The sequence below is a fragment of the Clostridium sp. DL-VIII genome, assembly GCF_000230835.1.
Lineage (GTDB): Bacteria > Bacillota > Clostridia > Clostridiales > Clostridiaceae > Clostridium.
Map to the genome: position 1 here is coordinate 3,702,071 of NZ_CM001240.1, position 26,165 is coordinate 3,728,235.

Here is a 26,165-nt window from a genome sequence, read left to right on the forward strand (position 1 = left end):
TAAACATAGTTGAAAGTATTTAAATAGAATGGTGCTCCCCATTACTCGTATCAATAAATTTATAAATCGAGTTACAGGGAGCACTCTCCTATTCAGTAAGTTATAATAGCTTTTTATAACTTACAACTAAAAATTATTTAGCTATTTTACAGTTTCTAGTGCTTTTTTTACCTTTGGAACTACATAGTGACTTCCACCCCTATCTTTAACGTCTTCTACCATCATTGCAACTAGTAAATTATTAGGCGCCTTATTTGTAGTCATACCTATAAACCAACCTAATTCAGTTCCATTAACATCTGTTTGTGAAGCTTTAATTTCTGCTGTTCCAGTTTTTCCGGCTATGGTTAACCCGTTTGTATAAGCTCCATGTCCAGTACCAGCAGGATTTTCCACTACTTGTATTAAATCTTGAAGTACCAAATCTGATGATTCTTTGGCAACTGCATTCGCTTTCCATATCTTACTTTGTGGATTGCTTTGATATGTTAAATAAGGAGTTAAAATATTCCCATCATTCTCAAACATTGTATATAATGACGCTAAATGAACTGGATTAACTAATACTTCTCCTTGTCCATATCCACTATCAGCTAACTGGACTTCTGATTTAAAATCTTTATTATCATTTGTAAATTGTGAATTGTATAATGGGAATTCAAACGGAATTTTGTCAGCAAACCCAAAGCTAATCAATTTATTTTTAAAAGTATCCTTTCCTATATCAAGTGCTGCTTGTGCAAAATAAATATTATCAGAATAAACAAGAGCATTTAGGAGATTAGATGGTCCATTATACGCCTCTACTCTTGTAACAGAATAACTTCCCCAACTGTTACTTTTTTGCCAGCTTAACCCCTTTATGTTTTTGTCAGCATTTGGATCTATCTTTTTAGTATCAACCCCAATAGCTGCTGTAATTGGTTTAAATGAAGAACCAGGAACTAAGGTTGCTTGAAATCTATTGTATAAAGGCTTATTAGGATCATTATTTAAACTGTTCCATTTATCATTAGACATACCTAAAGCAAAATCGTTAGGGTTGTAGGACGGAGTACTAACTAAAGCCAGAACTTCACCTGTATTTGGATTCAAAGCTACCGAAGACCCTTTATCACTGCCTAGCTGATTATATAAAAGAGTTTCTATATTACTATCAATGGTTAACTTCAGGTCTGTCCCATTTTTAACGTCTTTAGTTATAATAGTTTTCTTTTTATCTCCTGTACTACTTTGAATATATATTTCTGCACCATCTATTCCTCTAAGAGTGTCTTCAAATGCTTTTTCAATTCCTGCTTTTCCAATTAATGAACTTTCAGTATATTGTTCATCTTTGTGCGTCTCTAATTCATCTGAATTTATAGTTTGTACATAACCTGTTAGATGCGCTGCTTGTTCACCTAGAGGATATACTCTTGAATCCTTATCATTAATCTTTACTCCAGGAATTTTAAGTAAACTTGGAATTCGATCATCACCATAAGGTATGGATTTTATTGGAATAAACATATCAGGCTTTACATATGAAGCATTTAATTGCTTGTTTATATAATCTGGAGTTGTTTCTAATAGTTTTGCAATATCATTAACAGACTTGTCTTTATCATCGCCTAGATTACCTGGAACAATGCCTACATTAGAAGAGACTGAATCAGTTGCAAGCTTCACGTTATTTCTATCTAAAATATCTCCTCTTTTTGATTTTATTGTTTCCACTCTGACTTTATCATTATCAGCTAAATCTGGAAATATCACTTGAGAACCCCACTTTATCATATAATCTTTACCTATATCTTTACTCATGGTTATACTGTTTGAAAACTCTAGATTTCCACATAAAGTATCCATATTCATTATGTAATTTATGGTTGCCTCAGTGTTACTTTTTTGAACATCTTTAACCTCTACTTTAATATTACTGGCTTGTATACCTTCATAGATATTTTTATTTCTTGAAACAAAATCATCTTCTGAGATTTTTTGTTTTGTCTCAGCGTCAGTTAATTCATACATTTTCTTATAGTCTTTTTGGTTTAGATAATTTATATACTCTGTTAATTTGTCCGTAGGTTTGTGCATATTATTATATACAAAAAAAGCGATTACACAAATAATAAATGGAATGACTACAACCGCCGTACCGATAATAACATAAATATTTTTCTTTTTTTCCATATAATCATCCCTTCATGATTTTATCAATTAAGTAAATTATAACATATGACTTTATATAAAAATACATTTTGATATTGCACGCTACAAATGATTAAAGAGGCTGCACTCTCTTTTAGCAGCCTCTTTAATGTAGATAGTTATTAACATCTAATAACTTCAACCTTGTATCCATCTGGATCTGTAACAAAATAATAACCTGGTTTTTCTCCTGGTAGACCCTTTAAAGGTGTAACTTCGTATCCTAGCTCAATATGCTTATCTCTTAATTCTTCTAACTTTTCAACTCCAATAGCAACATGGCTGAATCCATTTCCTAATTCATATTTTTCTGCACCATAATTATATGTAAGTTCAATTTCATAACCATTAGCTTCATTTGATAAATAAACAAGAGTAAATTTATGCTCTGGGAAATCCTTTCTTCTTGTTTCTATTAGCCCTAAACCTTCTTTATAAAATTTTAATGATTCCTCTAAATTTTTAACTCTTATACAGGTATGCAACATTTTTACTGACATATCAGTACCTCCTTTTATTAGTGTACAATTTAAATTATAATATTTCTAATAATTTATATAGATTATTTATATACTATAGTTATAAATATACATGCAAATGCAACAGAAACTATCTTATGCTTAAAACATAACTGCCTAGAATTTCTAAGATCTAAGCATAATTTTTATTATGAACTCTATATAAATCGTCATAATCATAATATAACATATAAATTAAAATCAAAAAATACTTTAATTTATATAAAATATTAAAATTTACCTTGCTTGGTTTTTTACGTTCAACTTAACTAGTAAAATATAGCATAATATCAACTTATACTTTATAATAGTATACAGTGACTCTAGCTATCACATTCATAATTTTTATCGATATTAAGAATAATTAAGGGGGTTAATAATTAGATGAAAATATTAAAATATATGCTTATATTCATTCCAATAAGCTTTATAGCAGAATTTATGCATGCTTCACCTTCGATCATGTTTGTACTTGCAGCTTTTTCTATAATTCCGCTAGCTGGTCTTATGGGTGAAGGAACAGAGGAAATTTCATTTTATTCAGGTCCTAAAATTGGCGGATTTCTAAATGGTACTTTTGGTAATGCAACAGAACTTATCATATCATTCTTTGCACTTAAACAAGGTCTTTTTGAAGTTGTTAAATCATCCGTTGCGGGTGCAGTAATAGGAAATGTATTATTAGTACTCGGTGCTAGCATGCTTGCTGGAGGCTTAAAACATAAAACTCAAAAATTTAATAAAAAGGTAGTAGAAGTTTCTGCAAGTATGCTTCTATTTGCAGTAGTTGGTTTATGCATTCCTGCATTATTTACTCATACCGTTGATCCATCTCTTTTGAATACAAGATATGAAGGATTAAGTATAGTGGTAGCAATCATAATGATTACAATATACATATTAAGCTTGATTTTTTCCTTTTTTACTCATAAAGATATTTATATTGTTAATTCTGAGGAGGAAACAAGTGCTAATTGGTCACTAAAAAAAGCTATATTAATACTAATTATATCCACTGTATTAATTGCAATTGAAAGTGAATTTTTAGTAAGTGGTATTGAAGATATAACAAAGAGTTTAGGTCTTAGCGAATTTTTCGTAGGTATTATAATAATTCCTATAATCGGAAATGCTGCTGAGCATAGTACTGGTGTAGTTATGGCTCTTAAAAATAAAATGGATGTAGCTTTAGAAATTGCTATAGGTTCAAGTCTTCAAATAATATTATTTGTTGCTCCAGTATTAATTTTCATCAGTTTATTATTTACTCCTATGAGCATTATTTTTAATGAATTTGAATTAATTGCTCTTATAGTTGCTGTATTAATAGTAAACAGAGTATCTAATGATGGAGAATCAAATTGGCTGGAAGGTGTACAATTGCTAGCGGTATATTTAATTGTTGCTGCATCATTTTTTATCCTATAATTATATAAAAGTTATCACTATAAAGTCGAAAAGCACTTAAATGTTCCTTTATTTAAACATTTAAGTGCTTTTTAACTTTAAACATTTTATTTTTAATAATCTACTAAAGTTTCCAATAAGCTAGTAATGACATTTATATCACTTGGACATTTTTTTATATTTTCATGTGGAAAAAATATTGTATATATACGAACATTCATTAAAGTGCCTGCACCTATTTTATAACCATTTCTTCTTTTTAAACCAAAAAATACATATACCAATTATACATATACTGATTAATATGACAAACGGATAACCATAGGTCCAATTATATTCTGGCATTTGAAAATTCATTCCATACCACCCTACTATAAGAGTTAATGGCAGAAATATAGTAGTTACAACAGTAAATAATTTCATCAATTGATTTTGACTTATGTCTACCTGAGCTTGATATGCTTCCCTAACTTGCGTTACGTAATCTCTTAAGTTGTTTACTACTTGATATAATCTATTAATACGATTGGTAAGCATTTTAAAATATTTAATTGTCTTTTTATCAATAAGTCCATTTTCATTTTCTTCGATTAATTCTGCAATATTTATAAGCCGCTCATAATAGCGTTTTAGTTTCAATAATTTTTTTCTTAAAACAATTATCTTCTTTAAATAATTATCATTCTTTAAAGTTATAAGTCCTTCCTCAAGATCAGTTATTTCATATTCAAGTTTTTCAAGATAATTAGTATCATCATATGTTAGCTTGTCAAAAAATATGTAAAGCATCTTACTAAGCGTAGAACATTTTATTTCTTCAGAGTTAATTTTTAATATAAGTTCATCTACCATTTGAAAATTATCACAGCTAAATACAAGAAGTTTTTTTCTAATATATATGCAAACTCTTTTAGATGGTTTTAACACATCAAAAACTTTTGGAATCTTTAACGATAAATAATCAAAACCTTCATAGCTTTCAAATTTTGTGGTTTTTCCATTAAGGCAATCGAAAAGTATTTTTTCATTAATAAAAAGCTTCTCTGCATATTTTTTTAATTGCTCATAAGTAATAACAGCAACAAAAGACCTTTCTTCGGAATTTATATTATCAATGGAATCTTCAACTAATTTCTCATTATTTAGAGAGTATATCATTGCTATCACCTGTTTTCTAGTTTTCTTACATTCTATCATATATGATAATTATAAGAAATCATTTTTTGGACAACTGATTTAATTAAACATATATTTAAATTAAATTCTATAACTTTAATGAGGCTTGTGGCAAAATATTTTAAATAATAAATTTTATGTAGAATATATTATTCTCATAATATCATCAGATATCATAGTGAAGTTTGTTACAAATATACTAAAAGCAAAAAATACAAATACACTTAATCATTAAATCTCTATATGTACCTGCAAAAAATAACATAATACCCAATAAATTAATTTATAATAATATGTATATTAAAAATGAAAATGCACATATTATTATCATAAGGGATATAACAGTTGAGCAAAGATATATATATGCTCTAAATAAAAGGGTGTATATGTGTCGAACAAAGATTATATAATGATTATAAATATAGTTGTTATATTTAGTCGGCGATAAGATTTTAAATAGTATGGAAAAGTTTTATTATAGTTGATTATATATTATTATATTTATTATAATAATACTCCAACTTATTATTTAAGGTCGAGTTAACATTATTCAATGTGTTGAATTGATTTTATATAGCCGTGAGGTTATATAGAGTTGAATAAATATGTTGTCTGGTGGAGCGAAACATGATTATTAGGTTGTGATTTGTTGTATTATAGTCGAAAGATTATAATGGGATGATAAGCTATCTTTTATTGTGCTAGTTAAGATTGTTATATTCTTTAAAAAAACCATAATTAGTATATATATTTACTAATTATGGTTTTTAAATGTGAAAGGAATATCGTTTTCATAATTTCTATAATTTAAATTGATTTACTTAATTTCTCTTTTAAATTTCTATCCTTTTCAATAAACCAGCCTTCTTCTTCACATATATTTCCCCATTGAACTATATCATCTATTTCTTCTTTGGTTAACTCAACCGATATCTTATCAATAATTTTCAAATTTTCTTCATAATACCCATTATACATTTTTAAAGCATTAGTTTCTCCTTTTAAGCCCAATGAATATAGCGGTGTTCCTTGTGAATCTTTATGATGAGCCACAACATAAAGTCTAACTCCATGATTCTTTTTATCAGACTCAGAATTAGTTTGTATTACTTCAACTAAAGTTCCTAATGGTATATTATATTTGTCCATAATATCTACATCCTCTCAAAATAAATTCTATAGAAAACTTTATTTTATTTATTCTTAAGAAATTATTAATTCTCTTTTTTTTCTAGTTCTTCAACTCCAAATAATGCTGCTCCTAGTGCTCCTACTATTTCAGGTTCATCTGAAATAAATAACTTTTCGCCTATTTTTTCTTCTAAAGCTTTTACAACTCCTATGTTCTGAGCTACACCTCCAGTCATCATGAATTCACTTTCTTTTCCTACTCTACCAAGTAGAGCATTAGTCTTGCTTGATATAGATTGATTTAAAGCGTGAATAATATCAGCTTTTTCTTTGTTTTGTGCAATAAGGGAAATTACTTCTGACTCGGCAAAAACCGAACACATGCTGCTTATTTTTATATCTTCGCTCCATTTCAACGATTCAGGTCCCATATCCTTTATAGCTATTTCAAGAGTTCTAGCCATCATTTCTAGAAATCTGCCGGTTCCTGCCGCACATTTATCATTCATTACAAAATCAATTACTTCTCCTTTTTCATTTAACTTAATGACCTTACTATCCTGGCCTCCTATATCTATTATTGTTCTAATTTTGGGATTTAAATAATGAGCACCTTTACCATGACAGCTTATTTCTGTTATCTCTTTATCAGCAAAAGATATACTTACCCTTCCATAACCAGTAGCAACTATTAGTGAGATGTCAGTTCTGTTTAATTTTGATTTATTTAATATTTCCTCTAAAATTCTGTTCGCACTTTCACTACTTTTAGCTCCAGTTCTTATTACTGTTAAAGCTACAATTTCCTTATTAGTATTAACAACTACCGCATTTGTTGATGTTGAACCACTATCAATTCCAATTACATACTTTATATCTTCATCTTTTTTATTAGAATTATTTATTGATTCTTCGCTAATAACATTTTTCATTTTATTATCACCTTTTTCCATGTTTGTCTTTAATGCTTCAATAAATGCCTCAACCCTTGTTTTTATTTGTCCTTCACATTGTTTTGTGTAATCTGTCTCTACCTTTAATATTGGAACATCATAATTTTCTTTCATATCAGCATATTCATAAGAATAAATATCACAGAATTTAACTGTATGATATATAATTCCATCTAGATTCTCTTTTTGTTCTTTAAGAAAATCTTTTCTATCATTAATATCTGTCATACGAAGACAAGGCAATTTACTCAACAAATCTTTTATATATTTATGATATATGTCTTTATTATTTAACTCATATTTCCGTTCATCACCGGTACATGAAATATTAAATAATACATTAACATTAGAGTTCTTAACTAATTCAATTATTCCATCATTGCATCTTGCGCCCATCATTCCTACGTTTATACCGGTTGAAGGCTTACTATAATTTATTTTTATTGAATCACAGATTTCTTTAAGTTTCTCTTCTTCAAATGTCTTTTTGCTAAAACTTTCATATGCATGTATCATTTTTTTAACTATATTTTCATAAATTCTTATAGATTCATCGTTTACTTTTCTAGGCAAATCTAATATATAAATGAATTTATCTGGAAAAGTATCTTTTAAAGTATCATAAAGCCTTCTAGTACTATCACAACAGCTTGTTAATACTACTCCTTCATAATCATTTAAAATTACATCTTCTAATACGCCTTTAACATAAGAACACAAGTTAGTATGCATCATCATTTCGGCTTTATCATAGCTCGTTACATTAGGTTCTATTCTCTTTGTTTCAGCACCTAGACTTGTGAATATTTCTATTGGCGTATATTTGCAAGTATATCCAATCATATGTTTCCCTCCGTATTTTTTAAGATTTCTAAAAAAGCTTCTAATCTAGTTTTTAACTGCCCATCTTGACAATTTCTCCTGTCCATACAATCTCCATCCAAAATAAGCATTGGTATATTTTTTTCTTTCATTGCCTCCTTAAGCTGCATTACCCCTCCAGAAGATTGCTTGCAGCCCCAATGACAAAAATGAATGATAGCTTGAGAACCTAAATCATCTACAGCTTTTTTAATTGCCTCGATCTTTCTTTCATAGGAGCCATTATATATATTTAAAATAAGCTTCTTTGCCAATGCTTCTAAAGGATGTTCAACATCCAATTCATCCATGTAATCAAAATTCGTATCATATGATTGAATTTGATATTTAGGATTAAAATTAAAATATTCCTTCATCGTTTCTTGATAATATGGCAAAAGATGAACCCAAAATACTTTTAGTCCTTCACTTTCAGGATACTTTTTTATATCTTCTGCTAATAACTTATAAAAATTATAAATTTCTTTAGTTCCTATACCTACATGTGATGCAAAAAGCATATACATATGCAAAGTTAAAGAGCTCGGATAATATTTTGTTCTTTGATATTTTAAATATTCTTTGAAAAAACTTTTGGATTCATTTTCCCTTTTTAATATTTCCTTCAATTCATTCTCATTAAATTTCTTCTTACACTTTTCTTCAAGCATATTAATCATCTGTCTTAATTGGACTACAACATATTTTTCATTTTCTAGAGAATACTCATAAGGAATATCTAAAATATACGAATCTAAATCATGTTTGCTCGCAAGATAACGGATTGTATTAACATTTCCATCACAACATGTAGATGTTGTAAATGCAAACTTAGGTTTTGGTAGAATTCCGCTTTCTACCGTTCCAATGAAGCCTTTATGATATGAACATAGGGTTTCCGCAACTCCTATATTTTCAGCATATTCATTTACAAAATCCTCACATTCAAAGCCTGACATAAAGCAGGACATGCACTCAAGTGATAATGGATTGATATCAAAGCATTGTAGAATTTCCACTGGAGTAAAGATATTAACCCAGGCAGAATTCTCTGGACTTTTTAATCCTCTTAAGATCGAATTAAGAGCTATTAAATTTAATTCTTTATATGCTTTAGGAACTTCTTGAGATGAAAACTTAACCATTTGCTTTTCTAAGAAAAGTCCTAATTTAATCATTTTGTATGCTGTCTTTGGATTGGCTTCAGCTTGTTTTTTGGTTAATTCCTCGTATTTTTTTACAATATCCATATCTACCTCATTCTTATGACTAAACATCATATTCATATTTTTTACTTTTTTGATTTATCATACCAACTATTATTTTATTCCTTAATGAAATTTTTATCAAATATAACTATTATTAAATATGTAAAATTAATTAAAATATAATAAGGATTGAAGCAAGTTTTATTTAATTCTACTCTTGCCCAATCCCTATTTATTTTAAAATAAAAGTCTATCTTTTATTTTTTCTTTATAAATTTCAATTCTACGCTTTTCATAGCTATTAAGCTGCAGCTTTTCAGTTCTGTAATCGTAGTAAATTTCTTTATTATTCTCATATGGCTTAATTTCAAAAACTTTTCTAAAAACTTTGATTAAACTCTTTACTTTTGAAAAAAGCATTCTCATTTTGAATTCAGCTTTCATATTATTTTTGCCTCTACTAACTTTAAATTTCATTCCGTATTTTTTATAACTCCTTTCTTTGAATATCCATTAAATTTTCTTTTATAACTTCTCATTTAAATCGCTCCTTTACTAATTATTTTTGACAAGTTTATATTATTATAAACTATCATCATAATAATAGATTACTCTTACTGTCGCTTAAGGTATATATAAAAAATAATTAGAATAAAACTTTCCGACTTTATATGCATGGACACCCGTAAAATAGATAACACTGCTTATATTTTAATCTTAATATTAAGTCCGAATTATAAATTCTATAGTATATTTTCATCGTAATCTCACAAAATACTACACAGTGAGGTGTTCATAATGAAATTAAAAGTATTTATAATATTCTTTTTAATGTTTACATTTGCTCTTGTAAAAGTACCACAGGCAGTTTTTATATCAGATTCTTATAAACAAGGTGTATATAATATTTCTGAAGTAGCGGATTTTACCGCTACCGCTAAACTGGTAGTAAATCCGCCTACAACTTTGATAATAATTGATTCTACTGGTAATCAAAGATATTTTAAAAACTTTGAAAATCTTAATGAAGTTGTAAACTTAGGTTGTATTAAAAATGGAGATCTTATTATAATAGCTGGTAAAGGAGAAATAGCTATAACTAAATCATAGTTATTCATTTAGTACCTATATCTAATTCTCACCATTATAATTAATATTAATTTCTATCTTTATATATAAATCACATTTTCATCATATAGGTAATGATATACTTTTTTTCTCGATTGACAATGTTAAGTATGTTATTTCATATAATCCTTTAAAATGTCATTTATATTAGTTACTTTACTTATAGAAATCTTTCTTTTACGTTGTTCTTATATTTTTAAGCTTATTTAATTTAAAAATAATTTTTCTTATACTGTCTTCTGAAAGATTATATAATTCCGCTATATCAAGGATTTTAGTTCCTTTTTTATAAAGATTGTATATTTCTAAATTTCTTTCCCTTATTGCTATTCTAGTACCATTATTTTCTCCCCAGCCTTTTCTCTCTTCTTTTCTAGGAATATATATGTTTTCTCCCTCAATATATTTTTGCAGCTCCTCTAAAAGTTTCTTCGGCAAAATATCCTTTCCATTTTTGTAACACAATGTTCAATTCCTCCTTATCTTTTATAAGTTCTAGTATTATTTCGCTTTTAGAATTTCCCATTGAAATCACCTCCTAATAAATTTTAAAATTTAAAACTACAGTTTTTCATCTTGAATTTTGGATAAAAAAATCCCGTGGATATATATAACCATCCACGGGACTTTAGAAAAAAGACAATAAAAAAAACACGATAATCCTCGTGCACTCTGTCAGATTTCAATCCATATTAACTCTTCAGATGACGGTTATTAGTCACTTTCGAAAGCATACTAAGCTTTGATTTGTCTAAACTTCCTACAGAAGTTATAGAAATAACTATAAACTTATTACAGTGCTTCCGGCAATATTAAATTATTTAAAAAACACCTCTTCACAATATATAAATGAATTCATATTCTAACTCCTCCTTCATCTGAATTTATTAAACTATTTATATTTTATTTTAAATTTCACTTTCTGTCAACATATCCCAATTATGCTTTGTTGATATTACTACTTTAATGATAACAGTAGAAGAGGTCATTTTAACCTGCCCTCTTCATTATTTATCGATGACACTACTAACCTACTATTTAGGCTAATAGCCACCTCCTATTAATAATCAATATTATCATCCCCTTTCATTTAGAATCACCGGCTGTGTTAATTATCTCATGTGCTGGATAAATTTTTCAATGGAAAAAATTCTTATAATTAAATTTTCCTAATATCCTCTAGTTAATGTTTATTTTGTTAAAATATCATTTGTAAATATCCATTGTTTTTATTTAAGCTTTTTTTACATATTTAAGATTCTATTTATGAAAACATATTTTTTGATTTTTTACACAAAATATATTCAATAACAAAGGAGGTATTCAATGATGAGCAAAGGTATGAAACTTGGAATATTGGTAGTTGCGATATTAATAATTTTAGGTATTCCTATTACTTCTTATAATAAATTGGTTTCCCTTGAACAAACGGCAAATTCTGCATCATCCAATATTGATACTCAGCTTCAAAGAAGATCGGATTTAATTCCTAATTTGGTTAATACAGTTAAAGGATATGCTGCTCAGGAAAAAACAATATACACAGATATAGCAGATGCACGAAGTAAATTGGCCGGAGCTACCAATATACAGGATCGAGCTGACGCAGATAATCAGCTTTCTGGAGCACTTTCTAGATTGTTAGTTGTAGTTGAGAATTATCCTGAATTAAAATCAAATCAAAATTTTAGAGATTTATCAGTTCAATTAGAAGGTACAGAAAATAGAATTGCTGTAGCTAGACAAGATTATAATACTGCTGTAACAAATTATAATACTAAAAGAAGAAGTTTTCCGAGCAATATAGTAGCATCATTATTTGGATTCCAGGAAAAAGCACTTTATAAAGCGGCAGAAGGTGCAAAAGATGTTCCTCCAGTGGATTTTACTAAATGAGAATAAGTAATAAAAGCAAAATTCTTAATTTATTTATATGCTTTTTTCTTTTAGTAATTCTTTTTTCATCCTTTCAATCAAATGCTGAAATTAAAATTCCTTCCCCTACAACATATAAATATTTAAATGATTATACTAATGTAGTAACTCAAACTGAGATGAATAGTATAGTATCCATTGGGAAAGAACTAGAAGATAAAACAGGCGCTCAAGCAGTAGTTGTTCTAATAAATTCAACAAATAATGTTCCTATAGAAGATTATGCTATTACACTTTTTAGAACCTGGGGAATAGGACAAAAAGAAAAAGACAATGGCTTACTTATTTTATTAGCCATAAATGATAGAACATGGAGAGTAGAAGTAGGTCGAGGTCTTGAAGGAGCTATTCCAGATGTATTAAGTAACAGAATTATGGAATCTATTGCAAAGCCTAGATTTGCAGAAGGCAAATATGGTGAGGGATTAGTCAACTCATATAGTACCTTTTCTGATTATATCGCCAAAGAATATAATGTTACTTTAGATAAATCTTTAAATATATCATTACCAAAGCAAACTACTGCTCAACCTTATGGTACTGGTACTAAAATTGCAGGCGGTATAATAATAGCAATGTTACTATTTGATTTTATGTTTAACAGAGGAAGAATTTCTTTATCTCTATTACAACTCATTTTTTGGAGTAATATATTTAGAGGTCGTGGGCCAAGAGGAGGCGGATCTTCCGGTGGAGGTTTTGGTGGCTTTGGCGGTGGATCTTCCGGCGGCGGTGGATCAAGTGGGAGCTGGTAAAAAACAGGACAATTATATTTTCAATTTATGTATTACATAAATACACATATGATTGTCCTTAAATAATTTTAAGACTTGCTTTTAATTTTTTTATTTGCTAATTCAATTAGTTTTTCTTCATCATTTAAATTTGGATTTTCTATAACCAAATCTAGTAAGTATTTTAATATCTCTCCAATTTCCTTACCTTTATTAAATCCTAAATAGATTAAATCTTTTCCATTAATCTTTAAATCTTTTAAATTAAAACATTCCCTTTGCTTTATTATTAAATCCAGTTTCTCTTCAACTTTAATTAAGTTTAATAAACCTTCCTTAATATACAACGGATTTTGTGAAAGTATATCTGCCCTTTTTACTTTAATTAAGTCTCTAAAAAGATCTTCACCTATTTTATTTAACATTCTCTTGATAGACGCTTTGCTTTCTAATATACAATCATGATATTGTATCAATGTTAAAACTAAATTAATTGTATCATTATCATATTTTAAATCCTTTAGTATATTTTTAGCAGCTATTACTGATTCTTTTCCATGAGAATAATAATGAGAAATTCCATTTTTATCTGTGGTTTTAGTAAAAAGCTTCCCAAAGTCATGAAGCAGCATAGTTAATTTTAAGTGTAGAACTGAGTCTATAGCCTCTAATGATAACAATGTATGAGTATATAAATCATATACATGATATGGATTGTTTTGGTCAAAATCATAGGTTCTATTTATACCTGGTATAATGTAATCTAAAAGTTCACATTCCTTTAATATTTCAATTTTTCGTGAGTCATTGATTAATATTTTATTAAATTCTTCTCTAATTCTTTCTTTTGAAATATATTTAATATTATCTTTAAGTTCTTTAATTGCCGTTATAATTGCTGAATCGATTCTGAAATTCAATTCTGCTGAGAATCTAATTGCCCTCAGCATTCTGAGGGCATCTTCACCAAATCTTTGCTTTGGATCTCCAACAGTTTTAATTATTTTATCATTTAAATCTTGAATTCCACCAAAATAATCTATTAAACCATTTATTTCATTGTATGCCATAGCATTAATTGTGAAATCTCTTCTAGCTAAATCTTCTTTAAGAGAAGAAACAAATTTTACTTGCTTTGGATGTCTATTATCTTCATATTCTCCGTCATTTCTATATGTGGTTACTTCATAATTTTCGTTATTTAATATTATTGTTACTGTTCCATGCTTAAGTCCTGTTAATACAACTCTGTCAAATAACCTTATTACATCATCCGGCTTAGCTTTAGTTGTTATATCCCAATCTTTTGGCTTTTTAGATAAAATGCTGTCTCTGACACATCCCCCAACAGCATAAGCTTCATATCCATTATCAATTAATCTACTAGTAATAAATTCAACATCTTGCGGCAGCTTAATTTTAACGTTCATTATCTCATCCCCTTATTAACCATACAAATTTCTATAAGTTTATTTTTTAATATATGTGTTGCAAATAAAATTACATTTAGGATATCTATCCGCTAAGTAAATATCGAAATGTTAAATGTAAAAAATCAATTGCAACATATATATCTTTAAATATTTCATCATATAATTGTTCAGTAATTCCTATGATACTCAGGTCACATTTTGCTTTATTTATAATTGTTGACACTTTTGCTTTATAATATAGATAAAAACCTTACAGATATATACTAAATTATATATCTTTGTTAAACTTTTTTTGTGCGCATATATCAAAAATCACATGAGTTTAAGTTCAAAGTTATATATCTATAAAATAAGCTGTTCTCCAAATTTTATTGAGAACAGCTTATTAGTAACTTCCATTATTTTTTAATCATCAGCTACATTTTTATTGTTATATGAATATACATTATACGTCTGCCATATTTGTTCTAAGTTTCCAAATATATCAGATATATTTTCCTTTTCCCTCATTCCAACTGCAATGATTAAAGCGTTTATTACCGACATTGGTGCAACTAAAGAATCTACAAATGAAGCCATGTTACTTTGAGCAATTAATGTATGGTCAGCTTTAGATGCTAATGGTGATAATAAACTATCAGTAAGTGCAACCACTTTAGCTCCTCTATCTTGAGAAAATTCTAAAGCATCAATTGTCTTAGCAGCATATCTTGGAAATCCAATTCCTATTACTAGATCACCATCTCCTACATTTATCATTTGCTCAAAAACATCAGAGATTCCATAACTTACAATCTTTACATTTTGTAATATTATATTTAAATAAAATCCCAAAAATTCTGCTAAAGCTGTTGAACTTCTAAGTCCTATTATATATATTCTTTTCGCTTCAAATATACTTTTTACAACATCTTCAAATGTGTTTTGATTTATTTTCTCAAGAGTAGCTCTTATGTTCTCCATGTCAGCTTTAAGAACACCCTTTAAAGCATCTCCGTCTGAAAAATAATCATTTCTAAGCTCTAATCTTTGAACTGTAGTAAGCTTATTCTTTATAAGCTCTTGTAAAGCTTTTTGCAATTTAGGATATCCAGAAAATCCAAGCTCAATTGCAAATCTTACAACAGTTGATTCAGATACTCCTACAGATATGCCAAGTTTGGCAGCTGTCATGAATGCTGCTTTATCATAATTTTTTAATATGTACTCAGCTATTAGCTTTTGCCCCTTACTTAACCTTATAAACTTCCCTTGAATTAATCTCATTAAATCCTTGCTATTTTCATTATTTATTTCATCCATTTTTTGCCTTCCTGTAATCAAATTGAATAATCTCAATCTAATTCTATCATCTTATTTTGAAATATTCAATAAATAACTGATTTTTCGCAGAAATTATTCAAAATCTGCAAGATTTTCTTCATCAACTTTCGCTATTGTTTATTATTAGCTTATAAATTATTCAAATAATCAATTTCATCTTGCTTTAATTCTCTATATTCCCCTCTTTTTAAATATCCAAGTTTTAAATCGCCTATAGAAATTCTCTTTAATGACAATACTTCATGATGAAGAGCTGCGCACATCCTTCTAATCTGCCTATTTTTTCCTTCGTGAATTCCAATCTCTACTGTAGAAACACCTTTTTCAAAGCTTAACACCTTAAGTTCTGCTGGAGCTGTAATATATCCTCCAATGTCGATACCTATTTCAAATTTTTGTATGTCATTTTTGGTTATTTCATCTGTAACTACTGCTATATATTTTTTTATTAGTTCTACTCTTGGATGAATTATTTTATTATATACTTCACCATCATTAGTTAATAATAATAATCCTGAACTATCATAATCTAATCTTCCGATTGGATAAATTCTTTCTTTTACATTAACAATATCCAGTATAGTTGCTCTTCCCTTCTCATCTTTAACGGAACTTATATAACCTTCTGGCTTATTAAGCATAATATAAACCTTTTTTTCTTCTTTCTTTATGACTTTCCCGTTATATTCTACTATGTCTTTTAATGGATTTACCTTAATTCCAACTTCATTAACCATAACCCCATTAACTTTCACTTTGCCCTCAATAATTATTTCTTCACATTTTCTTCTTGAAGCAACGCCGCAACTTGCCATATATTTCTGCAATCTTTCTTCCATCTTTAAACCACTCCATAATATCTAAGTAATATTTAATTACGAAATCCATTGATAAAATTCTTTTGGGATTTCTAAAAATTTTCTAGATTAAAATTTTAAAATTAATCTATATCATCTTTTAACATTTTAAATTATATCTTTTTCAGCTATACAATACAACTTTCTCTTTATTTTATTATTAGTTTCAAAAATAATAGAAACGCTAATAAAATAGCGTTTCTACTATCTAATAAAAAGGACATTTAATAGTTCTATTCCTTAATATTAATTTAAACTACTAGAAAAATCCTCCAAAACCTGGTCCGAAGCCTCCAAATCCGCCGCAGCCTCCGCCGCAGAAGCATAAAATTAATATGATCCAAAGCCAGCTTCCGCAACCACCGAATCCACCACAGCCACCGAAACCACCGTAACCTCCTCCGTAGCCGCCATAGCCTCCGCCACAACCTCCGCCACAGCCGCACATATTACAGCAGCTAGGTTTACAGCATGTGCAGCAATTATTGCAGCAACAGTCATCATGAGAATGTCTTGACATTGTTAATCATCTCCTATTCTTTTGTTAATATATATTATTCTAATTTTATATTTTTGGTTCTTTAAGATTTAAAATAATATCTGAATCTTATTTTATAGAGTCAAGCATTACTTAATATAATAAAGAAATTTTAAAATATAAAAAAACAACTAGATCTTTTTAATTAATCTAGTTGTTTCATTACAGTACTTCTAATTTAAATTTTTATTTTTTCTCGCCTCTTGCATATATTACTAATGCCGCAACTATAAATATTAACGGTCCTGCAATCATAGAAATTGTAGATACATAATCTCCTTCAATAGCTGGTTCTATGATTGTAAAAATATTAGCAAATCCAACTACTAATGTTACAACAACTCCCATAAAAATTGCAAATGGTTTATTTTTGAATACTTTAAAAGGTTTTTGTATATTCTCTCTTCTTACAAAGAATATATATGCTACTGATAAAAATACATATGGTAATGTCATTGCAACATTTGTCATATTAACTAAGATTGCAAAGAATGCTTGTGCACTAGCTCCTCCCATAGCAATAACTAAAACCATTACTCCAACTATAATGGTTTGGATAAGCATTGCATTTATCGGCATATCATTTTTATCAATTTGAGCCATTTTACCTGGCCAAAACTTTGCTGGTGTTCCTTCTATTAATTGTTTAAGTGGCGCATAGGATAGAGTGAAGAATGCTCCTGTATATGCTAAAAACATTGACAATCCAACAAATCGAGCAATCCAGTTACCTACCTGAATTGAGATTGCATCACTCATTCCAAGTGCATTTCCTAAAGAATATCCTAAATTATTCATTACAACATATGTAATATTGGCCATGTTTACATCTTTTCCTGAGAGACTATGAGACCAATTTACAAATATTCCAGTTAAAAATATTCCTAACGAATATCCTACAGCAATAACTAATGCTGCTATTAAAACACCCTTTGGAAAAGTTTTTTCTGCATTTTCAGTTTGGTCAACAAGTCCACCAACAGCTTCAATTCCACCATATGCAAATAATGCAAAAACTAAGAATGATAATAGCGAAAAAGTAGTTTGATATGATGGATTTGGTGAATTAACAAAAGACATAGCTGATGTTATAGGCTCCTTAAATTGTCCTTTGTTTAATACTAATACAACAATCGCTCCTACGATAAGAAGAATATTTAATAGTGCAACTGCAGTTCCTCCAAGAGAGGTTATTTTAGTTATCTTGCTTATTCCTCTTCTTGATATTAAAAAGGCACCAGATACCCATAAAACTCCAAGTATTCCAAGAACCTGTGTTGAGTTTAAACCTAAAACGCCCCATTTTGAAGTAGTATCAACACCAAAGAAGGTATTTGATAACGGTATCCAAACAACTGTACAAATGTTTATCATCCATACTACATAAGATGCATACCACATAAATATTCCTACGAAGGCAAATTTAGGCCCTACTGATTTTTCCATCCATGAATATATTCCACCTTTTTCTTCTTTAAAGGCAGCTCCATATTCGGCCATCATGAATGCATATGGAATAAAAAATGTTATTCCACCAAATATAAACCATGGAATTGCTCCATATCCCATAAGATAAAATGATCTGGGCATATTTGCAAATCCAAAAACTGATGTGAAAATCATTAAAATTAATGTTATTAGTGTTAATTTTTTTTGTTTTGTTTTTTCTGTCATTATTCTTACTCCTCATTTTTATATAAATATACACTTTTTTATATTACTATTGTTATTTTGTCAAATCAAACTACTGATTTTACCTGTTTTTAGATTAATATTTAATATTTTTATGAATATATTAAATTTTTCAAACTTTGCTTTTCATATTTTAAATTGCGTTAAGGTATTTATAACTTATTATCATAACTTAATAGTATTTTTCTTTTTAATATAAATATTGTAAAAATATTAATAAAATATTATAAGAATAAGCAAAAATAATGAAATATCTCACTAATAAAATAAAAACTATGCATAAAAGGAAAAAGTAAATTTCTTCTATGCATAGTTTTTATTTTATGAAAATTCGTAAATATTCATTGAATAATTAAAATAACATCATTTTAGAATTCCAATTGCTAAATAAGTGATTATCTTAAATAAGATTAACACTTACCAGTATTTGGTACGTTGGTAGGATCTTCAATTAAAGTAGTAAAATAATAATCATGATCATGCCCATCGCAGCAAGAAGTTACTCCTTTTATAAGATGGACGTGTTTATTATTCGAAATATAAATAGCGGGTCCAGTTGTATCACAGATTTTATGAATATGATCACAAAAGGTATCTGTAATCTCCTCAATTTTATGAACATGGGTCACCCCGTTTCTGATTGCTGGTCCAGTCATTCCAGCTATACGATGATTGTGTATATTACAATCATCATCCTTCTCATAATTTGTACTTGCTAGAAATTCATGATTGTGATTAGTGAATCTATTATTGTTATTCCCTCTGTAGTTTTGACCGTAAGTGTTGGCAACAGCAGGACTTACAGCATTGTTGCCTTTACTAGTTACACAGCCACAGTTACTCATAATAATTCCTCCTTAGGTTTATATATACTATATGTTATGTTGGATTTTATTTTTGTGTTAATAAAACCATAATCTTAAATCCTATTCTTATATCTTTCATAAAAAGAAAGCTATCTTACCAGTAAGGCTAGATAGCTTTAAAATAATAAATATTAAATTAGCACAACTTTTGAGAAAATACATTATCTAAATTCACTTTTTGAACTCTTTTCCTTATTTCATCTATGTCAATGCTGTATAATCCTAATGCTTTCATTCTATTAAAATAAACTGAACCAGCAAAAGTATATCTATCCTTTCTTCCTTCCCTAGTTCGAACTTTTTCATTTGTATAGGTTATTAAATCACCAATCGCAATCGATGAAGGCAAAATTAAAAGCGGCATTCCCATAGTTAATCTAACGGCATTATGACCTGCTAGAGTTCCTGTACATATAGCTTCGGTGTGTCCTACAAATAATCCGCTCTTTTCTCCTGCACAGAATAAATTATCTACACCTATAACTCTTAAATCATTTGTCCTTGGGGCAACCGATAGATATCTAATTGAATTTCCTTTACTTCCGGCATATGGATCAACATATTTTGCACTTTCTAAACCTTTTATCTTTCTTAATTTATGCAAAGGATAATATGTTGTCATTAATTTTGCATGGCCTGTATCTAGAAGTATAATATTCTCGGCAAATTCTTTTAATGCATATTGTTGGCAGACCTTAGTTTCTAATTTTTCATAATTAACATCTTCTTCAGGAACTTTTAAAATAACAACCCCTTTGGAATCTAATTCAGCTTTTATCTCTTCTGATAAGCTCTCTTTTGCTAACTTACATGAGCCAGAAAATGCACCAAATATGTCATCTCCTCGTTCACCTTGAATATCTGAAACACCACATCTTTCACTAATGCTAATTCTAGGTCCAAATGATGGACATCTTAAAACGCACATAGAACATCCATTTCCATAACGAAGACAATTTCCCATTGGCCCTGTAGTTCCTGTAGTTTCAATAAATACATCTCCATCTATATAGGTGCCATCACTCAAATATACCCCTTTAATTTTCTGTCCATCAAAATTAATATCAGTTACCCTGCTCTCCATCATGAGTTCTATATTCAAGGATTTTAGATATTTACTTACTTCTCCTTCAATTTTATTTACATTGTATAAAGAAGCATGTTTATGGCCAGGAAAATCAATATTGCTATGAATAGCATTTCTGTCTGTAATTTTTATTAAATCACCGCATCCTAACGCAATCAATTCTTCTGCTGCAGTATAACGTCCATTATTTCTCATTATCCCGCCTACATTACCAAGTCCTAATAGTAAATCCGTCTTTTCTATGACTGTAACATCTGCTCCAGCTTTTTTGCTGGAGACAGCTGCTGCACATCCAGACCACCCTCCACCAATAATAACAACTTTCATATGAATCTTCTCCCTTCAAAAATATTTCGTGGATCAGCCTGCTCTTTACAAAATCTTTTTACTATATGACCTGAAAACCTTGCTGTACATGCTCCACAAATCCCCTCACCACAAGACATTTTAAAATTATTACAACACGAAAGAGAAACATCATCTCTATAAATTTCATTTAAGTAATTTATTACATTATAAGTTAATATATCTGCTCCTCCTACATGAATATATTTCACTCCATCTTCTAAGGCATCTTTAATTACAACTTTAGCATGATCTGAAAGTTTGCCTTTATCTAATAAAGATTTCTCAGTTGCTTTTAGCGAATAATTAGTTAAAAATTCACTTACAAAATTTTCTTTGAAGGGGCTTGTATCTATTACTACCTGCAATTCGTTATCTTGAGAAATTAATTTTCTAATAACTGGTATCATAGGTGCTAGTCCAATTCCTCTAGCTAAAATTAATGCTTTAGTTTTATTTTGAGCTAATATATTTTTTATTCCAAAAATTCCATTCCAATAGGGCCCTCTAATTACTATGTTTTCATCAGCCTTTATATTTAGTAATCCAGTAGTTTTTATTCCCCTAATTTCAATAGCAATAGTTATAATATCATTTTCTATATCACAATTCATTATTGAAATAGGAATATCAAAATATTCATTTTCATTACTTCTTACGAATACATAGCTTCCAGGTTTAACTAAATCTATAACCAATTTATGAGGTGCCTTAAACTTTACTATAACTAAATCGTTATGATAATTAAATACATCTTTAATAAGGCACTCATAAGTTTTTCGGCCATCTTTAGCCTTTTCATTATTATTGTGAAATTCTTGATATATACAAACCCCCTTCCAATTTAAGCAATCGCAGAAAACTTTTCCTTGGCATTGAGAACAAATTAAACATTGTCCATATTCTGCAAGCTTACAAGGACAATATTCAGTTCCTGCATCAATACAATCAATAGCTTCTTTCACCATTTTCTTTCCTTTAGATAAAATTGTTTCTATTAATAGATTATTTAAAAAGATAGAATTTGCTACAAAATAGGATTAATTTGAAACTTTTATTTATATATACTTATTTTTTTCATAAAAATAGTAGATAGTATAAAATTACTATCTACTTTAAAATTACTATACTAATTCTTTAACTGTCTTGCTTCCAAAGGCTACTTTTTCTAATACATAATTGTATATCTTTTCAGTTGCATTCCATCTATCTGGACAATTTAAAACTACAATAATAATGTCTTTACCATTATTATTTATTGATGAAACTAAACATTTTCCAGCTTTACCTGTTGATCCTGTTTTAACGCCATTAGCACCAGGAATTCTCCACAATATTTTATTAATATTACTATAATCCCTAGTAAAATTATATTTTTCTTTCGATATTTCTTTACTTCCTACAACTTCTCTAAATAAATCATATTCCATTCCCTTAGAAGTTAATAGGGCTAAATCATAGGCAGATGAATAATGCTCATTACTATCCAATCCATGTGGAGATTCAAAGTGCGAATCCAATATTCCGATTCCTCTAGCATAATGGTTCATAATCTCTGAGAATCCTTCTACCGATCCACCTAATTCTTCAGCTATTGCAATTGCTGCGTCATTTCCAGACTTAAACATAAGTCCAAAAATTAATTCTCTTAATGTAATCTCTTCATTTTCTCTATATCCTACAGTAGAACCTCTAATGCTAGCTGCCTTTTTGCTGATAGTTACCTTTTTATCTAAATTGCCTTGTTCAATAGCAATTAGCGAAGTAAGTATTTTAGTTGTGCTTGCCATTGGTACCAATTCGTATGCATTTTGTTCATATAAAACTGTCCCACTTTCCTTATCTAAGGCTATTGCACATCTTGCGTTAACCTTAAACTTTATATTATCTTTACTTTTGGCATTTACACTTATATTTGATATTTGAGAAAAAATAAGACCTAACAATATAACAGTAACGAATTTTATACCTTTTCTCATAATTAATCACCTTCTAAACTTACTATTTGGTTCTAGTTTACCTTTTTAATTATTTTTTAAACATAATTTTTTAATTTTTTTGTTTATTTTTTTTTATTAAGTCAATAATTATGAAGTACAGATAACTTGGAGGTATCTTATGAAATTATTTTTTATTATCTTAGTCATTATAATATTTTTATTATTCATGCCTATTCCTATTAAGATTATTATTCACTATTCTCCTGAAGATTATTATATAAAGATATATAAATTAACCATTATGTCAAAAAAAAGACCTCCTAAAAGAGATAAACCTGTAGTAAAAAAAGAACGTAAGTTTTTTTCAAATATCTATAAAAATATAAATTATAAATCCTTATTATCAAAGATGTATAGTTTAAATCTTAGATTTAAGCCGCCATTAAAGCTCAATTTCTTTTTTTACTATTCCCTAAATGATGCTGCAAGAACTGCTATATTTTATGGAGTTCTCTGTCAAGTACCACCATTAATATATATTTTTCTAAAATTCATTTTCAAAATTAATAAATTCAATTTAAGCATAAATCCAATATTTGAAGATAAATTTTCACTAAGAATTGAGTCCTCAAGTATAATTTTCTTATCATTTGCGAACATTATATATATGACAATTATTATATTTAAAAAAGTATTAAATAAAGGGAGGTGACCCCTTCACAGGGGACAAATTATGTCGAGTGAACAACATGTTGAAAACTTAATGAAGAGTACTATGGAAAATCTTAAAGATATGATTGATGTAAACACAGTTATTGGAAAAGCTATTGAAACAAAAGATGGAACTTGTATAATTCCAGTTTCAAAATTAAGCTTTGGATTTGCTTCTGGAGGAAGTGAGTACTTGTACGAAAATACTACAAGTACAGTTTTTCCATTTGGAGGTGGATCTGGAGCTGGAGTCTCAGTAAAACCTGTTGCCTTTTTGGTTGTAAAGGAGGATGGAGTTAGAATGATACCTGCAGACCAAAATACTACTTGTGATAGAATCGTTGATACAGTTCCTCAAGTTCTAGATATTGTTAAAGGCTTTGTTAAAGATCTATGTAAAAAAAATAATGAAACTAGCGATAAAAATAATACTAGTAATCCTGTAAATAATTTTGAAAATAATGCCACTAATAATGATAATGCTATTTAAAATATAAAATTATTAAATTGAAAAGGGAAATGTTTATAATGATTTACTCATAGACTATTTTCCTTTTTAATTACTAACTTCATTAGTATCTTACTAATAAATTATTCTATATCTTCATTATTTACCTCTTTTCACCTATTTCCTCTTCTTGAACATCATTATCCTGGCCAAATAGATCTAATGATGGTAGTTCTTTCAAATCCCTTAGTTCAAATTGTCTTAAAAACTCATCCGTAGTGCCATATAAAATCGGCCTACCTGGTACTTCTAATCTTCCGACTTCTTTTATAAGATCTTTTTCAACAAGTTTTTGAATCGCACTTTCAGATTTAACACCTCTAATCTCATCTATATCGACTCGTGTGATAGGCTGTTTATATGCTATTATAGCTAAACTTTCAATTGATGCCTGGGATAAAGATTGTCTTTTATTTTTCTTTAACAATTTCTGTATCTGATCAGAATTTTCTGCTTTTGTTACTAATTGATAACTACCTTTTATAACAATTATTTTAATTCCTCTACTACTAGTATTGTCATATTCTTCAATCATTTCTTGAATTATAATTTCAATAAGCTTAGCTTTTTCTTCAAGATGATTTACTAGGTCTTGAATACTCAAAGGTTCACCACTTGCAAATAATAATGCTTCTATTGCAGATTTTAGCGAATTTTTCTTTTCATCGTTCATAAATGGTATTTGAATTCCTTTTCCATTATGCATTATCTATTCTCCTTTCAATTATTATGTTCCTAAAATTATCGCTTTGATAAACTTTAACCATTCTCTGTTTTATCATTTCAAGCAGAGCTAAAAATGTAACAACACACTCCAGCTTACATTCACAAGCTTCTATTATTTGGGCGAAATCACGAACATTTTCATTTTTTATCTTATTCATAAGATAGTCTAACTTATCTTCAATTTTATACTTATCCACATATATTTTCTTTTGAATTACATTATTTCTATTTTGCTTATTATTATAGATTTCTAATAAATTATTGTAGATATTATATAATTCAATAAGACTTATATCTTTAAATAAATCTATTTTTGTAACATCTTCTTTTATTTCTTCTATTATTTCTGGCTTTTTACTATATACCTCACCTGCGCTAATATATCTTTCTTTAAAGAACGTGGAAACCCCTTTGATTTTCTTATAAACTATAAGCTTTTCTAAAAGAGATTTTTCTTCATCTTCTTCATCCTCTTCATCTTCCTTTTTATATTTAGGTAGCAGATATTTAGACTTTATTTCTATTAATGTCGCTGCGACAACAATAAATTCCGAAGTTATCTCCAAATCCATTTCTTTCATTTCGTTTATATAATTTAAGTATTGATTGGTTACTTCATAAATTTTTACATTATAAATACTCATTTGATTTTTTCTTATTAAATGCAACAATAAATCAAATGGTCCTTCAAAATCATTAATTTTAATTCTTGGAAGTTCCATTATTATCTTCTACCTCCACCGTATATTTCACTCAATTCATATAATTAGAATTGATACTATAATATAATAACAATTTATATGATATAAAACAATAAAGTTTATATCTCTTTATATTATACATAAAAATATAACTCAATAAAAAGAAATTCTTCTAATTATTGAGTTATATC

The 26,165-nt window shown here is 28.5% G+C and carries 25 protein-coding genes; 6 read left to right on the top strand and 19 right to left on the bottom strand.

Annotated features, from left to right (window positions below; all coding sequences use genetic code 11):
• Positions 1 to 141 precede the first annotated feature (141 nt).
• Positions 142 to 2,178: a penicillin-binding transpeptidase domain-containing protein gene (locus CDLVIII_RS17130; RefSeq protein ID WP_009170716.1), complete on the bottom strand. Its 2,037-nt coding sequence runs from the start codon at positions 2,176 to 2,178 to the stop codon at positions 142 to 144.
• Positions 2,179 to 2,318: 140 nt separating this feature from the next.
• Complete coding sequence (locus CDLVIII_RS17135) at positions 2,319 to 2,696, bottom strand: VOC family protein (protein WP_009170717.1); 378 nt, start codon at positions 2,694 to 2,696, stop codon at positions 2,319 to 2,321.
• A gap of 402 nt (positions 2,697 to 3,098) precedes the next feature.
• Between CDLVIII_RS17135 and cax the strand changes: the two genes are divergently transcribed.
• The gene (gene cax, locus CDLVIII_RS17140; RefSeq protein WP_009170718.1) at positions 3,099 to 4,142 is read left to right on the top strand and encodes a calcium/proton exchanger; all 1,044 of its coding nucleotides are present in this window, start codon (positions 3,099 to 3,101) and stop codon (positions 4,140 to 4,142) included.
• 219 nt (positions 4,143 to 4,361) lie between these two features.
• Here cax and CDLVIII_RS17145 read toward each other — a convergent pair whose 3' ends face one another.
• The 5 genes from CDLVIII_RS17145 to CDLVIII_RS17165 all read right to left on the bottom strand — a co-directional run bounded on the left by CDLVIII_RS17145 (position 4,362) and on the right by CDLVIII_RS17165 (position 9,927).
• Positions 4,362 to 5,318, bottom strand: coding sequence for a CorA family divalent cation transporter (locus CDLVIII_RS17145; RefSeq protein ID WP_242835753.1), 957 nt, complete (start codon positions 5,316 to 5,318; stop codon positions 4,362 to 4,364).
• Between the two features lie 786 nt (positions 5,319 to 6,104).
• On the bottom strand, positions 6,105 to 6,446 hold the full coding sequence (locus CDLVIII_RS17150; protein ID WP_009170720.1) for a hypothetical protein: 342 nt from the start codon (positions 6,444 to 6,446) through the stop codon (positions 6,105 to 6,107).
• A gap of 65 nt (positions 6,447 to 6,511) precedes the next feature.
• Positions 6,512 to 8,224, bottom strand: coding sequence for an acyl-CoA dehydratase activase (locus tag CDLVIII_RS17155; protein ID WP_009170721.1), 1,713 nt, complete (start codon positions 8,222 to 8,224; stop codon positions 6,512 to 6,514).
• Entirely contained in the window at positions 8,221 to 9,492 is a 1,272-nt protein-coding gene (locus CDLVIII_RS17160; protein ID WP_009170722.1) for a 2-hydroxyacyl-CoA dehydratase family protein, read from the bottom strand. Before CDLVIII_RS17160 ends, CDLVIII_RS17155 begins: the two co-directional genes overlap by 4 nt.
• A 195-nt stretch (positions 9,493 to 9,687) precedes the next feature.
• Positions 9,688 to 9,927, bottom strand: coding sequence for a hypothetical protein (locus tag CDLVIII_RS17165; RefSeq protein ID WP_035301833.1), 240 nt, complete (start codon positions 9,925 to 9,927; stop codon positions 9,688 to 9,690).
• 321 nt (positions 9,928 to 10,248) lie between these two features.
• Between CDLVIII_RS17165 and CDLVIII_RS17170 the strand changes: the two genes are divergently transcribed.
• Entirely contained in the window at positions 10,249 to 10,560 is a 312-nt protein-coding gene (locus tag CDLVIII_RS17170; protein WP_009170724.1) for a hypothetical protein, read from the top strand.
• 195 nt (positions 10,561 to 10,755) lie between these two features.
• On the opposite strand, the gene CDLVIII_RS17175 is transcribed toward CDLVIII_RS17170, so the two are convergent.
• Positions 10,756 to 11,043, bottom strand: a complete 288-nt coding sequence (locus tag CDLVIII_RS17175) for a CD3324 family protein (protein WP_009170725.1) — start codon at positions 11,041 to 11,043, stop codon at positions 10,756 to 10,758.
• Between the two features lie 864 nt (positions 11,044 to 11,907).
• On the opposite strand from CDLVIII_RS17175, the gene CDLVIII_RS17180 reads away from it, so the two are divergent.
• Together CDLVIII_RS17180 and CDLVIII_RS17185 are read left to right on the top strand one after the other, a co-directional pair.
• Complete coding sequence (locus CDLVIII_RS17180; RefSeq protein ID WP_009170726.1) at positions 11,908 to 12,474, top strand: LemA family protein; 567 nt, start codon at positions 11,908 to 11,910, stop codon at positions 12,472 to 12,474.
• A complete protein-coding gene (locus CDLVIII_RS17185; RefSeq protein WP_009170727.1) occupies positions 12,471 to 13,268 on the top strand; it encodes a TPM domain-containing protein in 798 nt (265 codons plus the stop codon). The genes CDLVIII_RS17180 and CDLVIII_RS17185 overlap by 4 nt, the downstream gene beginning before the upstream one ends.
• Positions 13,269 to 13,336: 68 nt before the next feature.
• On the opposite strand, the gene CDLVIII_RS17190 is transcribed toward CDLVIII_RS17185, so the two are convergent.
• From CDLVIII_RS17190 to CDLVIII_RS17230, 9 genes are all read right to left on the bottom strand, one after another.
• Entirely contained in the window at positions 13,337 to 14,677 is a 1,341-nt protein-coding gene (locus CDLVIII_RS17190) for an HD domain-containing protein (protein ID WP_009170728.1), read from the bottom strand.
• Between the two features lie 408 nt (positions 14,678 to 15,085).
• Entirely contained in the window at positions 15,086 to 15,982 is an 897-nt protein-coding gene (locus CDLVIII_RS17195; RefSeq protein WP_009170729.1) for a MurR/RpiR family transcriptional regulator, read from the bottom strand.
• Positions 15,983 to 16,131: 149 nt separating this feature from the next.
• Positions 16,132 to 16,842 (bottom strand): pseudouridine synthase, encoded by a 711-nt coding sequence (locus tag CDLVIII_RS17200; RefSeq protein ID WP_009170730.1) that lies wholly within the window; start codon positions 16,840 to 16,842, stop codon positions 16,132 to 16,134.
• A 277-nt stretch (positions 16,843 to 17,119) separates the two neighbouring features.
• A complete protein-coding gene (locus CDLVIII_RS17205) occupies positions 17,120 to 17,380 on the bottom strand; it encodes a hypothetical protein (RefSeq protein ID WP_009170731.1) in 261 nt (86 codons plus the stop codon).
• Positions 17,381 to 17,584: 204 nt separating this feature from the next.
• Positions 17,585 to 19,072: a glutamate/gamma-aminobutyrate family transporter YjeM gene (yjeM, locus tag CDLVIII_RS17210; RefSeq protein WP_009170732.1), complete on the bottom strand. Its 1,488-nt coding sequence runs from the start codon at positions 19,070 to 19,072 to the stop codon at positions 17,585 to 17,587.
• A 428-nt stretch (positions 19,073 to 19,500) separates the two neighbouring features.
• Positions 19,501 to 19,935 (bottom strand): YmaF family protein, encoded by a 435-nt coding sequence (locus tag CDLVIII_RS17215; RefSeq protein WP_009170733.1) that lies wholly within the window; start codon positions 19,933 to 19,935, stop codon positions 19,501 to 19,503.
• A gap of 157 nt (positions 19,936 to 20,092) precedes the next feature.
• Positions 20,093 to 21,370: an FAD-dependent oxidoreductase gene (locus CDLVIII_RS17220; RefSeq protein WP_009170734.1), complete on the bottom strand. Its 1,278-nt coding sequence runs from the start codon at positions 21,368 to 21,370 to the stop codon at positions 20,093 to 20,095.
• Positions 21,367 to 22,356 (bottom strand): sulfide/dihydroorotate dehydrogenase-like FAD/NAD-binding protein, encoded by a 990-nt coding sequence (locus CDLVIII_RS17225; RefSeq protein ID WP_009170735.1) that lies wholly within the window; start codon positions 22,354 to 22,356, stop codon positions 21,367 to 21,369. Before CDLVIII_RS17225 ends, CDLVIII_RS17220 begins: the two co-directional genes overlap by 4 nt.
• Positions 22,357 to 22,512: 156 nt before the next feature.
• Complete coding sequence (locus CDLVIII_RS17230) at positions 22,513 to 23,367, bottom strand: D-alanyl-D-alanine carboxypeptidase family protein (RefSeq protein WP_009170736.1); 855 nt, start codon at positions 23,365 to 23,367, stop codon at positions 22,513 to 22,515.
• Positions 23,368 to 23,737: 370 nt separating this feature from the next.
• Between CDLVIII_RS17230 and CDLVIII_RS32120 the strand changes: the two genes are divergently transcribed.
• Positions 23,738 to 24,040, top strand: a complete 303-nt coding sequence (locus CDLVIII_RS32120; protein WP_242836014.1) for a DUF2953 domain-containing protein — start codon at positions 23,738 to 23,740, stop codon at positions 24,038 to 24,040.
• Positions 24,041 to 24,061: 21 nt separating this feature from the next.
• Positions 24,062 to 24,529: a GerW family sporulation protein gene (ytfJ, locus tag CDLVIII_RS17240; protein ID WP_009170738.1), complete on the top strand. Its 468-nt coding sequence runs from the start codon at positions 24,062 to 24,064 to the stop codon at positions 24,527 to 24,529.
• A gap of 121 nt (positions 24,530 to 24,650) precedes the next feature.
• On the opposite strand, the gene scpB is transcribed toward ytfJ, so the two are convergent.
• Both scpB and CDLVIII_RS17250 read right to left on the bottom strand, forming a co-directional pair.
• Positions 24,651 to 25,253: an SMC-Scp complex subunit ScpB gene (gene scpB, locus CDLVIII_RS17245; protein WP_009170739.1), complete on the bottom strand. Its 603-nt coding sequence runs from the start codon at positions 25,251 to 25,253 to the stop codon at positions 24,651 to 24,653.
• Positions 25,246 to 25,995, bottom strand: coding sequence for a segregation/condensation protein A (locus tag CDLVIII_RS17250; RefSeq protein ID WP_009170740.1), 750 nt, complete (start codon positions 25,993 to 25,995; stop codon positions 25,246 to 25,248). Before CDLVIII_RS17250 ends, scpB begins: the two co-directional genes overlap by 8 nt.
• Positions 25,996 to 26,165: the final 170 nt, after the last annotated feature.